The 16327-nt window shown below is 69.7% G+C and carries 14 protein-coding genes and 2 tRNA genes; 11 read left to right on the forward strand and 5 right to left on the reverse strand.

The features are described from left to right. Positions 1-174: 174 nt before the first annotated feature. Positions 175-660: an SSI family serine proteinase inhibitor gene (locus AQI88_RS19460; RefSeq protein WP_067000653.1), complete on the reverse strand. Its 486-nt coding sequence runs from the start codon at positions 658-660 to the stop codon at positions 175-177. A 194-nt stretch (positions 661-854) separates the two neighbouring features. Here AQI88_RS19460 and AQI88_RS19465 point away from each other — a divergent pair. From AQI88_RS19465 to AQI88_RS19475, 3 genes are all read left to right on the forward strand, one after another. Then, positions 855-945, forward strand: a tRNA-Ser gene (locus AQI88_RS19465). Positions 946-1152: 207 nt separating this feature from the next. Next, positions 1153-1225: transfer RNA gene (locus AQI88_RS19470), tRNA-Arg, on the forward strand. Between the two features lie 273 nt (positions 1226-1498). After that, on the forward strand, positions 1499-3028 hold the full coding sequence (locus AQI88_RS19475) for a hypothetical protein (protein WP_067000656.1): 1530 nt from the start codon (positions 1499-1501) through the stop codon (positions 3026-3028). 146 nt (positions 3029-3174) lie between these two features. Here the strand turns inward: AQI88_RS19475 and AQI88_RS19480 are convergent, their stop codons facing one another. The 4 genes from AQI88_RS19480 to AQI88_RS19495 form a co-directional block, all read right to left on the reverse strand. After that, the gene (locus tag AQI88_RS19480) at positions 3175-3558 is read right to left on the reverse strand and encodes a hypothetical protein (protein WP_208615832.1); all 384 of its coding nucleotides are present in this window, start codon (positions 3556-3558) and stop codon (positions 3175-3177) included. A gap of 683 nt (positions 3559-4241) precedes the next feature. Further along, positions 4242-4463, reverse strand: a complete 222-nt coding sequence (locus tag AQI88_RS19485; protein WP_067000661.1) for a DUF397 domain-containing protein — start codon at positions 4461-4463, stop codon at positions 4242-4244. Positions 4464-4568: 105 nt separating this feature from the next. Then, positions 4569-6155 carry an oxidoreductase gene (locus tag AQI88_RS19490; protein WP_067000664.1) on the reverse strand — a complete coding sequence of 529 codons (1587 nt, stop codon included), beginning with the start codon at positions 6153-6155 and terminating at the stop codon, positions 4569-4571. A 190-nt stretch (positions 6156-6345) separates the two neighbouring features. Beyond that, a complete protein-coding gene (locus AQI88_RS19495; protein WP_067000668.1) occupies positions 6346-6837 on the reverse strand; it encodes a MarR family transcriptional regulator in 492 nt (163 codons plus the stop codon). A 90-nt stretch (positions 6838-6927) separates the two neighbouring features. Between AQI88_RS19495 and AQI88_RS19500 the strand changes: the two genes are divergently transcribed. The 8 genes from AQI88_RS19500 (at position 6928) to AQI88_RS19535 (ending at position 16309) form a co-directional block, all read left to right on the forward strand. Then, on the forward strand, positions 6928-7302 hold the full coding sequence (locus tag AQI88_RS19500; protein WP_067000670.1) for an HGxxPAAW family protein: 375 nt from the start codon (positions 6928-6930) through the stop codon (positions 7300-7302). 50 nt (positions 7303-7352) lie between these two features. Further along, positions 7353-8237: a DUF2797 domain-containing protein gene (locus tag AQI88_RS19505; RefSeq protein WP_067000673.1), complete on the forward strand. Its 885-nt coding sequence runs from the start codon at positions 7353-7355 to the stop codon at positions 8235-8237. Between the two features lie 195 nt (positions 8238-8432). Beyond that, positions 8433-8723: an antibiotic biosynthesis monooxygenase family protein gene (locus AQI88_RS19510; protein WP_341849520.1), complete on the forward strand. Its 291-nt coding sequence runs from the start codon at positions 8433-8435 to the stop codon at positions 8721-8723. 100 nt (positions 8724-8823) lie between these two features. Then, positions 8824-9564 carry a response regulator transcription factor gene (locus AQI88_RS19515; RefSeq protein ID WP_244184222.1) on the forward strand — a complete coding sequence of 247 codons (741 nt, stop codon included), beginning with the start codon at positions 8824-8826 and terminating at the stop codon, positions 9562-9564. Beyond that, positions 9561-11180, forward strand: coding sequence for a sensor histidine kinase (locus tag AQI88_RS19520; RefSeq protein WP_079057666.1), 1620 nt, complete (start codon positions 9561-9563; stop codon positions 11178-11180). Before AQI88_RS19515 ends, AQI88_RS19520 begins: the two co-directional genes overlap by 4 nt. A 13-nt stretch (positions 11181-11193) precedes the next feature. Beyond that, entirely contained in the window at positions 11194-12672 is a 1479-nt protein-coding gene (locus AQI88_RS19525; protein WP_067000683.1) for a bifunctional glycosyltransferase family 2/GtrA family protein, read from the forward strand. Then, positions 12669-14858 carry a glycosyltransferase family 39 protein gene (locus AQI88_RS19530; protein ID WP_067000685.1) on the forward strand — a complete coding sequence of 730 codons (2190 nt, stop codon included), beginning with the start codon at positions 12669-12671 and terminating at the stop codon, positions 14856-14858. Before AQI88_RS19525 ends, AQI88_RS19530 begins: the two co-directional genes overlap by 4 nt. Positions 14859-14920: 62 nt before the next feature. After that, the gene (locus AQI88_RS19535) at positions 14921-16309 is read left to right on the forward strand and encodes an MFS transporter (RefSeq protein WP_208615833.1); all 1389 of its coding nucleotides are present in this window, start codon (positions 14921-14923) and stop codon (positions 16307-16309) included. Positions 16310-16327: the final 18 nt, after the last annotated feature.

The following is a 16327-nucleotide window of genomic DNA, read 5'->3' on the forward strand; positions in this document are numbered from 1 at the left end:
TAAGGGCTCGGGTCGCGCTCGCGACGCCGGATGAGAGGGAGGTCGCACGAGGAAGTGACGGCGAACATGTGACCGCATCCGTCTGCTGCGCGTCGGCGGCGTTCCGGCTCCGCGAGACCTCCGCCGGACCTTCGCGGGACCTGTACGAAGCCTGTACGAGGCCTGTGACGAGCTCTACGCCGGCGAATCGACACTCGGCAGGGCGGGCACCATCCGGTCCCACCGCCCGATCTCGCATCCGTTGCTGCGGTCGTACGAGGCGTCGACCGGCCGCCCGGCCCAGATGCCGGTGACATGGGCGGTGGCCGGACCGCCGTAGAGCATGGTGCAGGTGCTGTCGGGGGCCACCGGGGCGAAGGTGTCCCGCCCCCACCGCGTGTTCGCGTCGAGCACCCGGCAGGCGCCCGACACGTCCGGGTGATGCCCGGCGCCGGGGTGACAGGACACCTCGTACGTCCCGTCCAGCCCGGAGCCGGCGTGCTGCACGACGAAGGTGAGGTGATCACCGGCCCGGTCCTCGGGCCGTACGGGCGGAGGCGCGGCGGGCGCGGCGGGCGCGGCAGCGGCCGGTACGGCGGCAAGGCCGACCAGGGACGAGACCGAGACGGAGACGGCGGCGAGGGACGAGACCAGGGCGCCGCCCCGCAGGACGACGGACATGACAGAGACCATGCCCTGCCCAACGCCCACGGCCCCCGGACGTTGCGCCACACCGGCATCCGCCGCCTCGCCGGGCGAAGGCCTTTGCCCTGCGGGCCTCGCGCCTAGTACCGTGGGAGCCGATTGGTGACAGCACGCTCGACTGTGTCATCATCTGCACGCACCGTTCGCGCGCTCGCGTGAGTGGTTGTGCTGGAGGCGTCGCCTAGTCCGGTCTATGGCGCCGCACTGCTAATGCGGTTTGGGCCTTAAAGCCCATCGAGGGTTCAAATCCCTCCGCCTCCGCACTTGATCCCGAAGCCCCGGTCCCCAGGACCGGGGCTTCGGTGTTCTTCCCCTTCGTCCCCTCCGGGCCCGATCCACGTTTCCGCAGGTCACAAGGGGTATGCGAATCGGATTTCACATGACGGCGGCAGTCATGTAATGTTCTTCCTGTCGCCGCGAGCGGGCCGGAAGGGCCGGGAGCGGAGAAGAGCAAGAACAAAAGAACAAGCACTCGTAGCTTAACGGATAGAGCATCTGACTACGGATCAGAAGGTTGCAGGTTCGAATCCTGCCGAGTGCACACAGGCCAAAGGCCCCGGAGAGATCCGGGGCCTTTGGCGTTTCATAGGCTCGGTGCGATCCATCGCGCCAGAGAACACCGGCCGCTTTCTGGTCCCCGGTCTGCTGGGCGCGGCGCATGCGGAGCAGGACGCGACAGCTCCATCCTGAGAAACGTCAGCCCCCCCATGCTCGACAGCCTCCAGCGGCGGTCGCCGGTGAGGGGCAGGTGATGGCGATGTGTCCCCCGTGCGCTACCGTGACTCGTTTTTGTCGCGCACCTATGGGGGGTTTGATGCGGCGAACCACAGCGGCCGCGAGTGTCGTCACCGTACTCGTGCCGCTTCTCCTGGCCGGCGCTTCAACGGCGTCGGCCGCAGCCAAAGGATCACTCACCGTCAGGACGCTGGACCGGAGCGGCAAGCCGGTCTACGCCCAGGTGGCGGTCTACAACACGAAGACCTTCGACTTCCGCTACATCGACAGCAACAAGACGACGTCGCTGCCCAACGGCAGCTACGAGCTCGCCACATCCTTCGCCGATGCCGGTGATAGCGGCTCCACCGTCGGCGGCCACAGTGTGACGGTCTCCGGGGCCACGAAGACCACGTTCGACGCCCGGAAGGGCCGCCCGGTCAACGTCTCGCTCAGCCCGAAACCGGGCAGCGGATACGACCACACGGTCAGCGCGTACGTCTGCGCCGCTGACAACAGCCCCGCGACCATGGGTATTTCGGCGGATGCGGGTGACCTGTATGTCATCCCGACGAGCAGCAAGGCGTACGAGCTTTCCTACGGCACCACGTACCGGCCGCAGTCGGCGGACGGCGGGGACTTCTGGCTGGCGTCCGCCACGCACAGGGGCGGTGTGCCGTCCGGGGTGTCCGCGACACTCAAGAGGTCCGGGCTGACCACCCTCAAGGTGTCTGCCCGTTCCGGCCCCGACAGCGGACAGGCGCAGTTCTCGTTCAGCTATCAGTCGACGGGCGGCGACGGCTGCTCGATGTCCACGAACTCGCTCGGGTTCCCACGTGACCTGCCCAACTCCTTCGCCGTCCACCTCCCGCCCGGGCAGTGGAACGTGGGCCAGCAGAGCCGCGACTTCATCTACGACGGGTTCCACACCTACGCCGCCGGCAAGACGACCTCGCTGGCCCTCGGCCACGCGGTCTGGGGGCCCGGCGGGCGGCTGCCCAACACCTGGTACCACCAGCTGTACTTCGGGTCCATCAACCTGTTCGCCGACCCGACCCTTCCGGCGGGCGGGATCCTGGCCGCCGGCAGCGTGAAGCTGACCCACGCGGGCAAGACGCTCTACTCGCACAACTACAGCCGCTCGGAGGACATCGGCGCACATCCGAGGATCCCCGGGGCGGGCTGGTACACGCTCACGGAAACCGGCCGACGCAGTCTGCCGTCCGGTTCACTGTCGACCTCCTCCAGCCTCTCCCTGCACTTCTACGCGGACCCCAGCAAGAACGAGCAGATCCGGGACTACATCACCCGGTTCTGGCCTGAGGCGCTGAACTCCAGGAACCAGGCGGCCCCCGGGTCGACCACGACCGTCGTCCTGGGTATGCAGCGCAACGGCACGGACGACAGCACGGTGCGCCAGCTGTCGGACAGTGTGAAGTCCGTCCGTGCCTGGTACACCACCGACAACGGCACCACCTGGCACGCCGCCACCGCGAAGCTGTCCGGCGGCAAGTGGACCATCGCTGTCCACAACCCGTCCTCCGGTCGTGTGGGCCTGCGCTCGACGGTCACCGACACTCACGGCGACAGCTCGACGACCACGGTGTACAACGCGTACGCCGTCAGCTGAGGGCCGTCGGCCCTGCCGCTGCCGCACTGGCGGCCCGCCTGGGGGATTTTCCCGGACGGGCCGCCGACCGGCGATTGCGATACAGCAGCGGAGTACAGCAACCCCGGCAACCAGAAGGTTGCCGGGCGGCCCCGGTACTGCCGGGATCAGGTTTTCCTGGCCTTCCGCCGGCGCACGGCGGTGCAGCCGGCGACGGCGAGGACTGTCGCGCCGCTGCCGACGACTGCGGCAACGGTGCCGGTGCGGCTGGAGGAACCGGCCGCCTGCTCGCAGTACCGGTCGTGGTCGTCCTTGACCGTGATGGTCAGGTGACCCCGGTTGCCGATCGCTGCGGACTTCTCGTGCTGCCCGGCGATGTCGACCGGGTAGCTTCCCGGCCCGATGTCGCAGCTGATGGTGCCGTAGCCCTCCCCGTAGCTGTTCTTCCGCATCTCCACGGTCACGTCCTTGGTGAACGCCGGAGACTTCACGGTGAAGCTGCCGTTGCCGTCCACGGCCAGGGAGGTCAGGTCGACGTCGGATGTGACCACGACGGGCGCACCCTGCTGAAGGGGGCCGTCTGCGGTGCTGTCGCTGTCGTTTTCGCGGATGCTGATGCTCAGGCCCGGACCGTCCGCCGCCGAGGCTGTGTGAGAGCCCGTGAGGCCGATGAGGGTAGCGGTGAGAGCGGTCGCTGCAGTGCGCAGGTACATCGCGCGTACCTCGCCTTCCTGAGAGGGGGGCAGTCGGCCTTGGGCGGCACGAGCGCTCGCCCTGCGTGTAGGCGCCCGCGGTCATGACAGAGGCGTGGGTCCACAGCTGGTGAGAGGAGAGCATCCGGACTTCCGTTCCCACATTGGAGGGGCTCGCGTCGCGGTGGAGCGAGAGCTCGCCGTCCGACCAGCGGACCATGAGGTCGTCGGTCCACTTGTTGTCGCTGTAGCGTCCGGCGCGAGCCGACCAGGTGGTGGCTGCCGTGCCGACAGCGCCGATTGCCTCATTCCGCCTGGTGAGGAGTGAGCATCGGGGTCCACCGCACCGTCTCGGGTGCCGATGTCGGCCGAGGCCTCGTCTCTTCCGGCCAGCAGCCGTTCGAGCGGGTCCCGCTCCATGCCGTCCACAGCGTCCGACCCCACCCCGTAACAGTTCAAAGGCCCTGTGCAGTGATGCACAGGGCCTTTCGTTTTTGGGCACGGGCCGGGACAAGGGTTGTGCCGACGTTCGTGCCAGGTGCTCAGTCCTCCGGTTCACCCGCCACGATGCCCCTGCGGAACGCGGACCACTCGGCTGAGGTGAAGCGCAGTGCCTCACGGTGGGGGTTCTTGGAGTCGCGCAGTGCGACCGCGCCGCCAGGAAGATGTGCCACCTCGACGCAGTCCCCGTTGGCGAGGCTGTAGGACGATTTCTCCCACCTCACGTGCGCGAGGTCCAGCGCGTACAGATCAGCCTTCTCCATGATGGCCTCCTCGTCTGAGCCGGTTACGCCGCATCACTACCCGGCCCGGACGGCGTCTACCGGCCAATACCTCCGATGACGATCTCGTGGCGGTCGATCGATCCCTCACTGGCGGCTGATCGCCCGTGAGATGCCGGCGGTGACGGTCGTGGCGAGGATCCACCCGGCAGCGATCAGCCCGTAGGCGAGCCATTGTCCGACGCCGCGTGGCGCGAAAGCCTCCTCCTGGCCGAAGGTGATGACGGGGATCAGCAGGTCGAGTGTGTAGAAGACGGCGTTGAACGGTGGTGCCTTTCCCGCTTCGAGCGGTGCGGGGGGATGAGCTGCGAAGGCGACCGCACCGCAGGCGAGGAGAGCCATGAGCCAGAGGCCGGCGCGCAGCGGCCGGTAGCCGTAGCCGACGGTCGCGTCCTGGACGTAACCCCAGGCGCGGATATGCGCAGGGAGCGTGACGCGTCGGTGGCGTTGTCTGGCCAGCAGAACGGTGCGTGCTTCGTCTTCGTGGCCAAGCCGTCGGTAGGCCGTTGCGAGCTGTTCGTACGGCTGCGGGAGGTAGCCGTCGGTGCCGCGCCGGAGCCAGTCGAGCCGTTCGGCGGCCGGTAGGGGGGAGGCCAGAGCGTCGTACGTGGTCTCGGCCAGTCGGAGCTCGGCCGGCCAGGTGTCCGGGGTGTCGTACAGGGTGCCCAGCTGGGCGTTGCGTGCATCGACGGCGCCGTCGATCGGACGCCGGGTGCGCAGATCGGTCTCCCGGGCCTGGACCAGCCGCAGCGACAGGGCGGTGGCGTCGGGATGCGTGAGCGAGGCGTCGCGGAAGCTGAGCTGCGTACCGATGTGACTGCCGTCGAGCTTGATGCCGCCCTCGACCGCGAGGCCCCGGCCGAGGTCGAAATTGCGGGCGACGCGGACATCGACCGCTTCCAGCGCGACGTCGCCGGCGTTGTTCAGCACGGCGCCGCAGAAGCCGATCGCCGCTGAGACCGTGGCACCGGACAGGATGATCCGTCCCTCGGCCCTGAAGCCCGGGTGGAACGTGAAGTCCTCGCTGATCTGGACGTGGTAGGCGTCCAGCGCGTGGCCGCCCGGGTTGCTCAGGAAAGCACCCTCCAGGTCGAACTCGCCGTCGATGGAGCCACCCGATATGCGGAATCCTCCCCGGACAGCCAGGTTGGTGCACAGCGTGTCACCGCCGATGGTCACATGGACTGCGGATATCGCCTCGGCCTCCGGTGCCGTGATCACGGTGTCGCGGAGGTCCAGGTCGCCGTGGATCTGGGCACGGTTCAGTACGAGGGGTCCGGTCAGGTGGCAGCGGGACAGCACCAGCCGGCCGTCGATCTGGGCCGTGTCGGCGGCGAGACCTGGCAGGAAGCTTCCGGGCAGGGCCAACTCGCGGGCTTTGGCGCCCTGTAGGAGCGGTACTTCGTCGAAGTGGCAGTCGGCCAGGACGACCGGCACGGCAATTTCGGCGAATCTCAGATCGAGGCTGCCTGTGATGCGGGCGCCGGTCAGACGCAGTGCCGGGCGGTCGCCCGGGGTGGGATCGGCGCGGGCGCCCAGCAACAGCGCCCCGATGACGTCGGCCCGTATCGCGGATTCTGCCGATGACGTGCCGTCGCGGACATCGACGACAGTGCCCTGCCGGAAGGAGTCCCACAGCTGACGTTCAGCAGCATCGAGTTCATCGACATGCATGATCCACGATCATCCCGGCGGGGATCTCCCGAGGACAAGAGCGCATGGGACGTTGATCGTCAGGTCAGGTCAGGTCTGTCAGGTCAGGTCAGGTCTGGGTGCGTGTGGGACCACCTCGAGGGCGACCGGTCGGCGTTTCACGACGCGGCCCGCGGGGTCATGGGGTAGCCCCCGCCGCGGAGGGGCGGGCTCAGCACTCCTCCCCCGGATCGTTCCTGTTCAGCTTCTCCAGGTACTCGTGGGCCAGGGACGTGGCCCGGGTGAACCAGTCGGTGATGACCGCCAGTTCCTCGGGGGTGTAGTCGGCGAACAGGGCCGTGAGGCGTTTGTAGTGGCCCGCGTACACCGCCTCGACCTGGGTCACGGCGGCCGGTACGGCGGCCACGCGGACGCGGCGGCGGTCGGTGGGGTCGGGGCGGCGGGTGACGTAGCCGGCGCGTTCGAGGCGGTTGAGGATGCCGGTCACCGCGCCCGTGGTCACGTGGGCGCGGGCCGCGAGGTCGCCGGCCGTGAGCAGGTTCTCGCCCGCCTCCAGGACGAAGGCGAAACAGGTGAGGTCGGTGACGTTCAGTCCCAGCCGCCGGGCCAGCTCCTGCTGTCCGATCAGGTGGGCGGCGATGAGGTGGTCCATCGCCGACAGCGCCTGTGCCGGGGTGGCGGGCGGTCGGGGCGTGCCGTCCATCTTTCTAAAATCCCTTAGCTCGTGAGATATTCGGATGGTAAATTTCTTAGTCCGTGAGGGAACCCGGTCTCGTCCCTGGAGGCGGTTTACATGAGTCTGTACGACGAGGGTCACACGATCGCCGGCTGGACCGGCACAGGGATCGCGACCGTCGGCACCGGTGTGGTGGGTGTGGGGGTGTGCACGGTCTCCGCGCCGGCCGTTGTGGGCGGGCTGGTGATCGGGGGCGTGAGCGTCCTGGTCACCTGGGTTCTTCATCTGTCCGGGTGGGGCAAGCCGCCGGGGGTGCGACCGCGGGGGCAGTGGGGGATGCGGGTCCGGGACGCCCAGGCCCGGGAGGGGCATGCGGGGTGCGTCAGCTGCCGGCTGGCGGGACGGGGACGGTCTGCGGTGAGCCCGGCATCGGTGCCCGTGGTGCCGGGTGAGGATCGCGCCGAGTCGATGTCCCTGTCATCCGTCGACTGACCCGCCGCCCGCAGGGGTCTTGTCAGTGGCGCCTTCTACTCTGACGAGTGATGGCACACAGGTGGACATGCTCGGGACTGCGCTGGGCGCCGGACGGCCCCGTGCTGGTGTGGGACGGCGGGCGGCGCAGTGCGCTGCCGTGGGGGAAGCGGGTCGCGTTCGCCGTCGCGGAGGACTCGGCGCGTCGGTGCGTCGGCGCGCGGGGGCACGCCTGTCCACTGCGGGCCGTCGTGCCGGGGCGCAGTACGGGGGCCCGGTGCGAGGAGTGTGCGCGGCTGGACCGGGCGCACTCCGTGGCCGCCGACACCCTCGCCGATGATCCGCGGCCGTACCGCGTCTATCTGGCCTGGTTCGGACCCGGCATGGTCAAGGTCGGCATCACTGCCGTCGAGCGGGGGCCGGCGCGGCTGCTGGAGCAGGGGGCTGTCTGTTTCAGCTGGCTGGGCACCGGTCCGCTGATGGCCGCCCGCCGTACCGAGGAGCTGCTGCGGGCGGCCCTGCGGGTCCCGGACCGGATTCCGTACGCGGAGAAGCGGGCCGTGCGGGCGGCGCTGCCGGAGACGGAGGCCGAGCGGGCCGCCGAAGTGCGGGAGTTGCACGCGCGGGCCGTCGTACTCGACGGGTGGCCCGAGTCGTTGTTCCGGGAGCCGTGTCAACCCGTCGACCATGTTGGGGTTTTCGGGCTCTCTGGCGTATCGGCAGCAGTCGGTGACGTCGTCGAGCTCGTCCCCGGCGGGATCGTGAGCGGTGAGCTCGTCGCGGCCGCCGGGCCCGATCTGCATCTGGCGGTCGCCGGGCGCGGGGTCTTCGTCCTCGACACCCGGCTGATGGCCGGATGGGAGCTGGCCCCGCTGGACCCGGCCGTCGGCGCGTTCACCGTCCCGGTGCGGGAGTTCAGGAGGGAGCGGGGGAGCGAGCAGGACGGGCTGTTCTGACCCAGCCGCTCCGAAGCCCCCGAAGGTCAAGACTTGGATCCCTTGCGGATCCCTTTGGGCAAGGTCCATGGACCCGCACCCCCGCCCGCGGTCATCGTGGTCGACATGAGCGAACAGTCTGTTGCACCTGTCAGTCCCGTTCCCGTTCCCGTTCCCACTCCCACCCCTGCCTTCGAACCGCCTTACTACGCCGTCGTGTTCGCCTCCAACCGCACCGACCGCGACACCGACGGATACACCCACACCGCCCACCGCCTCTCCGACCTCGTGCGGGGCATCCCCGGATTCCTCGGCGAGGACTCCGCCCACACCCCCGGCGGACTCGCCATCTCCGTCGCCTACTTCCGGGATCTCGCCGGGATCGAGGCGTGGCGCCGGGACCCCGAGCACCTCGCGGCCAAGCAGCGCGGGCGCGAGCGGTGGTACGAGCAGTACGTGATCCACATCGCCCGGGTCGAGCACAGTCACGGGTTCACGCGTACGTGAGCGCTTCCCAGGCGTTCCCTGAGAAGCACCTGTGTGTTTCTCAGGAAAATCACAGACACGTGAAAGCGTGTTCTCAGAGGCCCCCGACAAGGTGTCCACCATGACCACGACCTCGCCCCAGGGGCGCACCGAACTGCTGAGGCCGGACGGGAGCCCCGTCCGAGTGCTTGTGGTGGACGACGAACTGTCGATCACCGAACTGCTGAGCATGGCTCTTCGTTACGAGGGCTGGCAGATCAGGAGTGCGGGGGACGGGCAGGGCGCCATGCAGACCGCCCGCGAGTTCCGGCCCGACGCCGTCGTCCTGGACATGATGCTGCCCGACATGGACGGGCTGACCGTCCTCGGCCGGCTGCGCCGCGAACTGCCGGACGTGCCTGTCCTCTTCCTCACCGCCAAGGACGCCGTCGAGGACCGTATCGCCGGGCTCACCGCCGGTGGCGACGACTACGTCACCAAGCCGTTCAGCCTGGAGGAGGTCGTGGCGCGGCTGCGGGGGCTCATCCGGCGCTCCGGGGCCGCCGACCGGCGCTCCGACTCCGTGCTCGTCGTCGGGGATCTGACCCTGGACGAGGACAGCCACGAGGTCTCGCGGGCGGGGGAGTCCATCCACCTCACCGCGACCGAGTTCGAGCTGCTGCGCTTCCTGATGCGCAATCCGCGGCGCGTGCTCAGCAAGGCGCAGATCCTGGACCGGGTGTGGTCGTACGACTTCGGCGGGCAGGCCAATGTGGTCGAGCTCTACATCTCGTACCTGCGGCGGAAGATCGACGCCGGGCGGGAGCCCATGATCCACACCCGGCGTGGGGCGGGTTACCTGATCAAGCCCGCCGTGTCATGAGCGGGCGACGACGGCCGCGTCCGCAGACGCGACGAGCGGGGCAGCCGCGCACCCTGCGGACCCGGCTCGTCGTCGCGTCCATGGTGCTGATCGCGGTGGTGTGCGCCGTGATCGGCACTGTGACCACGCTTGCGCTCCGGAGCCACCTGTACGGGCAGCTCGACAGTCAGCTGGACGAGGTCGGCAAGCGCGCCTCCGGCATGTTCGGCCCGCCCGGCCAGGGCAAGGACGGCAACGGAATACCCGGTGGCGGGCGGGACGGCAGGGCGACCGATCTCACCCAGTTCGTCACCCGGGGCCCGCAGCCGCAGTACAACACGGTCGTGGCCAAGGTCGAGAACGGCGAGACCACCGAGGGCAAGGTCGGCCACAAGTCCAAGGACACCTTGGACATGAGCGCCCAGCCGCTCGGCAAGGCCCAGCTCGCGGCACTCGGCACCGTCGCCAAGGACCGCACGCAGCACACCGTCGACGTTCCCGGCCTGGGCAGTTACCGCGCGGAGTACGTCTTTGGACCCAACGGCAGCTACTACGTCGCCATCCCGACCAAGGAAGCCGACGGCAACATCAACGCCCTGATCCTCATCGAGGTCAGCGTCACCGTCGCCGGGCTGGTCGCCGCCGGTATCGCCGGGTACGTGCTCGTCGGGCTGGCCACCCGCCCCCTGCGCAAGGTCGCCGCCACCGCCACCCGGGTCTCCGAACTCCCCCTGCACACCGGCGAGGTGAACCTCAGCGAGCGCGTGCCGGAGTCCGAGTGCGACCCGCACACCGAGGTCGGCCAGGTGGGCTCCGCGCTCAACCGCATGCTCGACCATGTGCACGGCGCCCTGCACGCCCGGCAGCAGAGCGAGATGCGGGTACGGCAGTTCGTCGCCGACGCCAGCCATGAGCTGAGGACGCCCCTCGCTTCCATCCGCGGGTACGCAGAGCTGACGCGGCGCGGCAGGGAGCAGGTCGGGCCCGACACCCGGCATGCCCTCGGGCGTATCGAGTCCGAGGCGGGGCGGATGACCTTCCTGGTCGAGGATCTCCTCCTCCTCGCCCGTCTCGACGCCGGGCGGCCGCTGCAGTTCGAGCAGACCGACCTGATCCCGCTCGTCGTGGACACCATCAGCGACGCCCGTGCGGCCGGCATGGACCACAACTGGCGGCTCGACCTGCCCGATGAACCGGCCCAGGTGTCGGCGGACGCGGCACGGTTGCAGCAGGTGCTGGTCAACCTGCTCGGCAACGCCCGCAACCACACCCCACCCGGTACGACCGTCACCGCGCGGGTGCAGCGGCGCGGGCCCTGGATGTGCATCGACGTCGAGGACAACGGCCAGGGGATTCCGGCGGACCTGCTGCCGCATGTCTTCGAGCGGTTCGCGCGCGGGGACTCCGCGCGCTCGCGCGCCACCGGGTCGACCGGGCTCGGGCTCGCCATCGTGCAGGCCGTCGCGGCCGCGCACGGCGGTGCCGTGACCGTGGACAGCGTTCCGGGCCGCACGGCGTTCACCGTGCATCTGCCCGCGCTCGGCCCGGCCGTGCCGCAGCCCGCGGACGAAACCAACGGGCAGTCGCACTCACAGGCACAGCACAGTGCCACCACATGGGTGCAACAGGGCGCTTGACGAGAGTCGGTTCATGCGAACCGACTCTTCTCCCGGCACCCTGCCGGCGCGGGAGCACCTCCCGGCCGGAGACGCCGGTACGCCTGTCCTGGACGTAGTGATCCCCGTCTACAACGAGGAGAAGGACCTCGAGCCGTGCGTGCTCAGACTGCACGAGCACCTCACGCGCACCTTCCCGTACGCCTTCCGCATCACGATCGCGGACAACGCGTCGACGGACACCACCGCGCAGGTGGCGGCGGGGCTCGAGGAGGAGATCCCCGAGGTCGCCAACTTCCGTCTGGAGCAGAAGGGCCGCGGCCGGGCCCTGCGGACGGTGTGGTCCGCGTCCGACGCGCCGATCCTCGCCTACATGGACGTCGATCTGTCCACCGACCTCAACGCCCTGCTGCCGCTGGTGGCGCCGCTGATCTCGGGCCACTCGGACCTGGCGATCGGCTCCCGGCTCGCCCGCAGCTCCCGGGTCGTGCGCGGCCCCAAGCGGGAGTTCATCAGCCGGGCCTACAACCTGATCCTGCGCGGCTCGCTGCAGGCCCGCTTCTCGGACGCGCAGTGCGGCTTCAAGGCCATCCGACGGGATGTCGCGCAGGTGCTGCTGCCCCTGGTGGAGGACACCGGCTGGTTCTTCGACACCGAGATGCTGGTGCTCGCCGAACGGGCGGGGCTCAGGATCCACGAGGTGCCGGTCGACTGGGTCGACGACCCGGACTCGACCGTGCACATCGTGAAGACCGCGACCGACGACCTCAAGGGCGTGTGGCGCATCGGCAAGGCCCTGACCACCGGTTCGCTGCCGCTGGACCGGCTCACCCGGCCCTTCGGCGACGACCCGCGCGACCGCGAGATCCAGGACGTGCCCAAGGGGCTGGCCCGGCAGCTCGTCGGGTTCTGCGTGGTCGGCGGCCTCTCCACCCTCTTCTACCTCCTCCTCTACAGCGTCTTCCGGCAGTTCTCCGGCTCGCAGGCCGCCAACGCGCTCGCCCTGCTCGTCTCGGCGGTCGCCAACACGGCCGCCAACCGCCGGCTCACCTTCGGGGTGCGCGGCCGGGGCGGTGCCGTACGGCACCAGGCGCAGGGCCTGGTCGTGTTCGGCATCGGACTCGCCCTGACCAGCGGCTCCCTGGCCGCCCTGAACGCGGCCACCGGCAACCCGGCGCACTCCACCGAGCTGGCGGTGCTCATCGCCGCCAACCTCGCGGCGACCGTCCTGCGCTTCCTGCTCTTCCGCGCCTGGGTGTTCTCGGACCGCCGGGAGTCCGGCCAGGAATCGACGGTGGTCGCGGCCCACGCCCCGGCGCACCACCCGTCCTCGCCCACCTACCGCACGACGGCTCCGTACGCACCGCTCCCGCAGCGCCCGGTGCCGTACCAGCAGCCGTACCAGACCACTCAGGTCCGCGCCGGTGAAGCCGCGGACGGCAGCTGGAGGGACGCCACCATGCGACTGCAGCCGGTGCGCCCTCATGACACCGATCCGGGGGACCCCCGATGACCACCCACTACGACCAGCCGGCCCAGCAGGACAGCCCCGCCGCCTGGGGTCCGCCGCCCACGGCTGCTCCGCGGGCCCCCGAGTCCGGTGAGCCCGGGCAGCCCCTCGTGGGCAGAGTGTGGCGCGGCCGTCCCGAGGACCCGCGCTGGGTGCGCCCGGCCTTCCTCGGCCTGCTGGCCGCCACCCTCCTCACCTACCTGTACAACCTGAGCGCCTCCGGCTACGCCAACTCCTTCTACTCGGCGGCCGTCCAGGCGGGCAGCACGTCCTGGAAGGCGTTCTTCTTCGGCTCGCTGGACGGCGGCAACGCCATCACCGTCGACAAGCCCTCGGCCTTCATGTGGCCGATGGAACTGTCGGTCAGGATCTTCGGCCTGAACTCGTGGGCGATCCTCACCCCCGAAGTCCTGATGGGCGTCGGCACCGTGGCGGTCGTGTACGCGGGGGTACGGCGCCGGTTCAGTCCCGCGGCCGGTCTGATCGCGGGTGCGGTGCTCGCGTTCACCCCCGTCGCGGCACTGATGTTCCGGTTCAACAACCCGGACGCGCTGCTGGCCCTGCTGATGGCGCTGGCCTGCTACTTCGTCGTGCGTGCCGTGGAGGACGGGCGGACGAGGTGGCTGGTGTGGGCGGGCGCCGCGATCGGCTTCGCGTTTCTCGCCAAGACGCTGCAGGCGTTCCTGATCCTGCCGCCGCTGGCCATCGTCTACGCCGTCTGCGGTCCGGTGCGGCTGCGGAAGCGGCTGGTGCAGCTGGGCCTGGCCACCGTCGCGCTCGTCGTGGCCGGCGGCTGGTGGGTCGCGATCGTCGAGCTGTGGCCGGCCTCCTCCCGCCCCTACATCGGCGGCTCGCAGAACAACAGCTTCCTGGAGCTGACCTTCGGCTACAACGGCCTCGGCCGGATCAACGGCGACGAGACCGGCAGCGTCGGCGGCGGTGGCGGTGCGGGCGGCTCCGGCCGCTGGGGCGCCACCGGCTGGGACCGGATGTTCAACTCCGAGATCGGCAGCCAGATCTCCTGGCTGCTCCCGGCCGCGCTGATCCTGCTGGTCGCGGGCCTGTGGGCGACCCGCAAGGCAGGGCGTACGTCCGCGACGCGCGCCTCGTTCCTGGTGTGGGGCGGCTCGCTGCTGATCACCATGGTGGTGTTCAGCTACATGGCGGGCATCTTCCACCAGTACTACACGGTGGCCCTCGCCCCCTACATCGCGGCCGTCACCGGCATGGGCGCCGGACTGCTGTGGGAGAAGCGCAAGGAGACCTGGGCGTCGCTCACGCTCGGCGCCGCCGTGGTGGCCGCGGCCGTCTGGGGCTACGTGCTCCTCAACCGCACCTCCAGCTATCTGCCCTGGCTGAAGTGGCTGGTCCTGATCGGCGGTCTCGCGGCCGCGTTCGGCCTGGTCTTCGCGGGCCGCATCTCGCGTCAGCTCGCTCTCGGTGCGGCTGCGGTGGGCCTGCTGGCCGCGCTGGCCGGTCCGACGGCGTACACCCTCAGCACGGTGGACTCCGCACACACCGGCTCCATCCCGACGGCCGGCCCGGCGGGCGCGAGCATGATGGGCTTCGGCGGCGGCCGTCCGGGCGGCGGCAACGGCGGCGGCATGCGCGGCGGCTTCGGCGGCGGAATGCCGGGCCAGGGCCAGCAGAACCAGCAGGGTCAGGGCTTCCCGGGTGGGGGCATGCCCGGCCAGAACGGCAACGGCCAGGGGCAGGGGCAGGGGCAGGGGCAGGGGCAGAACCGGCAGAACGGCAACGGCTTCCCCGGTGGCGGTCAGATGGGTGAAGGCGGCCGTATGGGCGGCGGCGGTGGCGCCGGCGGCCTGCTGAACGGCGCGAACGTCAGCTCCGCGGCCAAGAAGCTGCTGGAGACGGACGCGGGCCAGTACACCTGGGTCGCCGCGTCCGTCGGTTCCCAGAACGCCGCGAGCTACCAGCTGGCCACCGGTGACCCCGTGATGGCGATCGGCGGCTTCAACGGCACCGACCCGTCCCCGACGCCGGCCCAGTTCAAGAAGTACGTGGCGGACGGAAAGATCCACTACTTCATCGCGAGCGGCGGCATGGGCGGTGGCATGGGAGGCAGCAGCAGCGGTACGTCGTCCCAGATCACCTCGTGGGTCGAGAGCAACTTCAAGAAGGTGACGGTCGGTTCGGCCACGTTCTACGACCTGACGCAAAGCAGCTGACTCAAAGTAGCTGACGAAAAACCTGCTGTACACCGTATAGCGACGGCTATACGGTGTACAGCATGCCCACTACCCAAGGCCATCCCCAGCGCTGGCTGATCCTCGGCGTCATCTGTCTCGCCCAGCTCACCGTGCTGCTCGACAACACCGTCCTGAACGTCGCCATCCCCTCGCTCACCCGCGAGCTGCACGCGACCACCTCCGACATCCAGTGGATGATCAACGCCTACTCCCTGGTGCAGTCCGGCCTGCTGCTCACCGTGGGCAGCGCCGCCGACCGCTACGGCCGCAAGAAGATGCTGATCGCGGGACTCGCTCTGTTCGGCACCGGTTCCCTGGTGGCCGGACTCGCCCACTCCACCGGCCAGTTGATCGCCGCCCGGGCCGGCATGGGCATCGGCGGCGCCATACTGATGACCACCACGCTCGCCGTGGTGATGCAGATCTTCACCCCCGAGGAGCAGCCGAAGGCGATCGGCATCTGGAGCGCGGTCAGCGCGCTCGGCTTCGCGGTCGGCCCGCTCATCGGCGGCTTCATGCTGAACCACTTCTGGTGGGGCGCGATCTTCCTGATCAACATCCCGGTCGCGGTGCTGGGCGTGGTCGCGGTGGCGGCCCTCGTACCCGAGTCGAAGAGCCCTCGCGGCGGCCGCCCGGACCTGCTCGGTGCGCTGCTGTCGACCATCGGCATGGCCTCGCTCGTCTTCGCGATCATCTCCGGTCCGGGCCATGGCTGGACCTCTCCGCGGGTGCTCGTCACGGCGGCTTTTGCGATCATGGTGCTCGCGTCGTTCGTGTACTGGGAGAGCCGGAGCGACGAGCCGATGCTCGACCTCCACTTCTTCCGGGACCGCAGGTTCACCGGCGCGGTCGCCGGGGTGGTGCTCCTCACCTTCGGCATGGGCGGGGCGTTGTTCCTGCTGACCCAGCACCTGCAGTTCGTGCTCGGGTACGGGCCGCTGGAGGCCGGGCTGCGGATCGCTCCGCTGGCGCTGACGGTCGTGGTGCTCAACTTCTCCGGAGTGGCGGCGAAGTGGTCGACCCGGATGGGGACGCCGGTCTCGATCGCGTTCGGGATGGTGCTGATGTCGTTGGGGCTGGTGTCGATCGCCGAGTTCGCCTCCGGCGGTTACGCGGGGACTCTGGTCGGGCTGTTGCTGATCGGGGCGGGCACCGCTGTCTCCAACCCGGCCATGGCGCAAGCGATCATGACTGCGATCCCTCCGGAGAAGGCGGGCGTGGGGGCCGGGATCAACGGCACCCTTGCCGAGTTCGGGAACGGACTCGGGGTTGCCGTTCTGGGTGCTGTGCTGAGCTCTTCCGTCGCCTCCGGGGAGTCGTTGTCCGCCGGGCTGGGGACCGGGCAGTTGGTGGGGGCCGTTTCTGTGCTGGTGGGGGGACTGCTGGCAGCTGCGCTGTTGCGACGGGCGGAGCGGACGGTCGCCTCATAGCCCGGGGGGACGGGTATT

The sequence above is a fragment of the Streptomyces cellostaticus genome (assembly GCF_001513965.1).
GTDB lineage: Bacteria > Actinomycetota > Actinomycetes > Streptomycetales > Streptomycetaceae > Streptomyces > Streptomyces cellostaticus.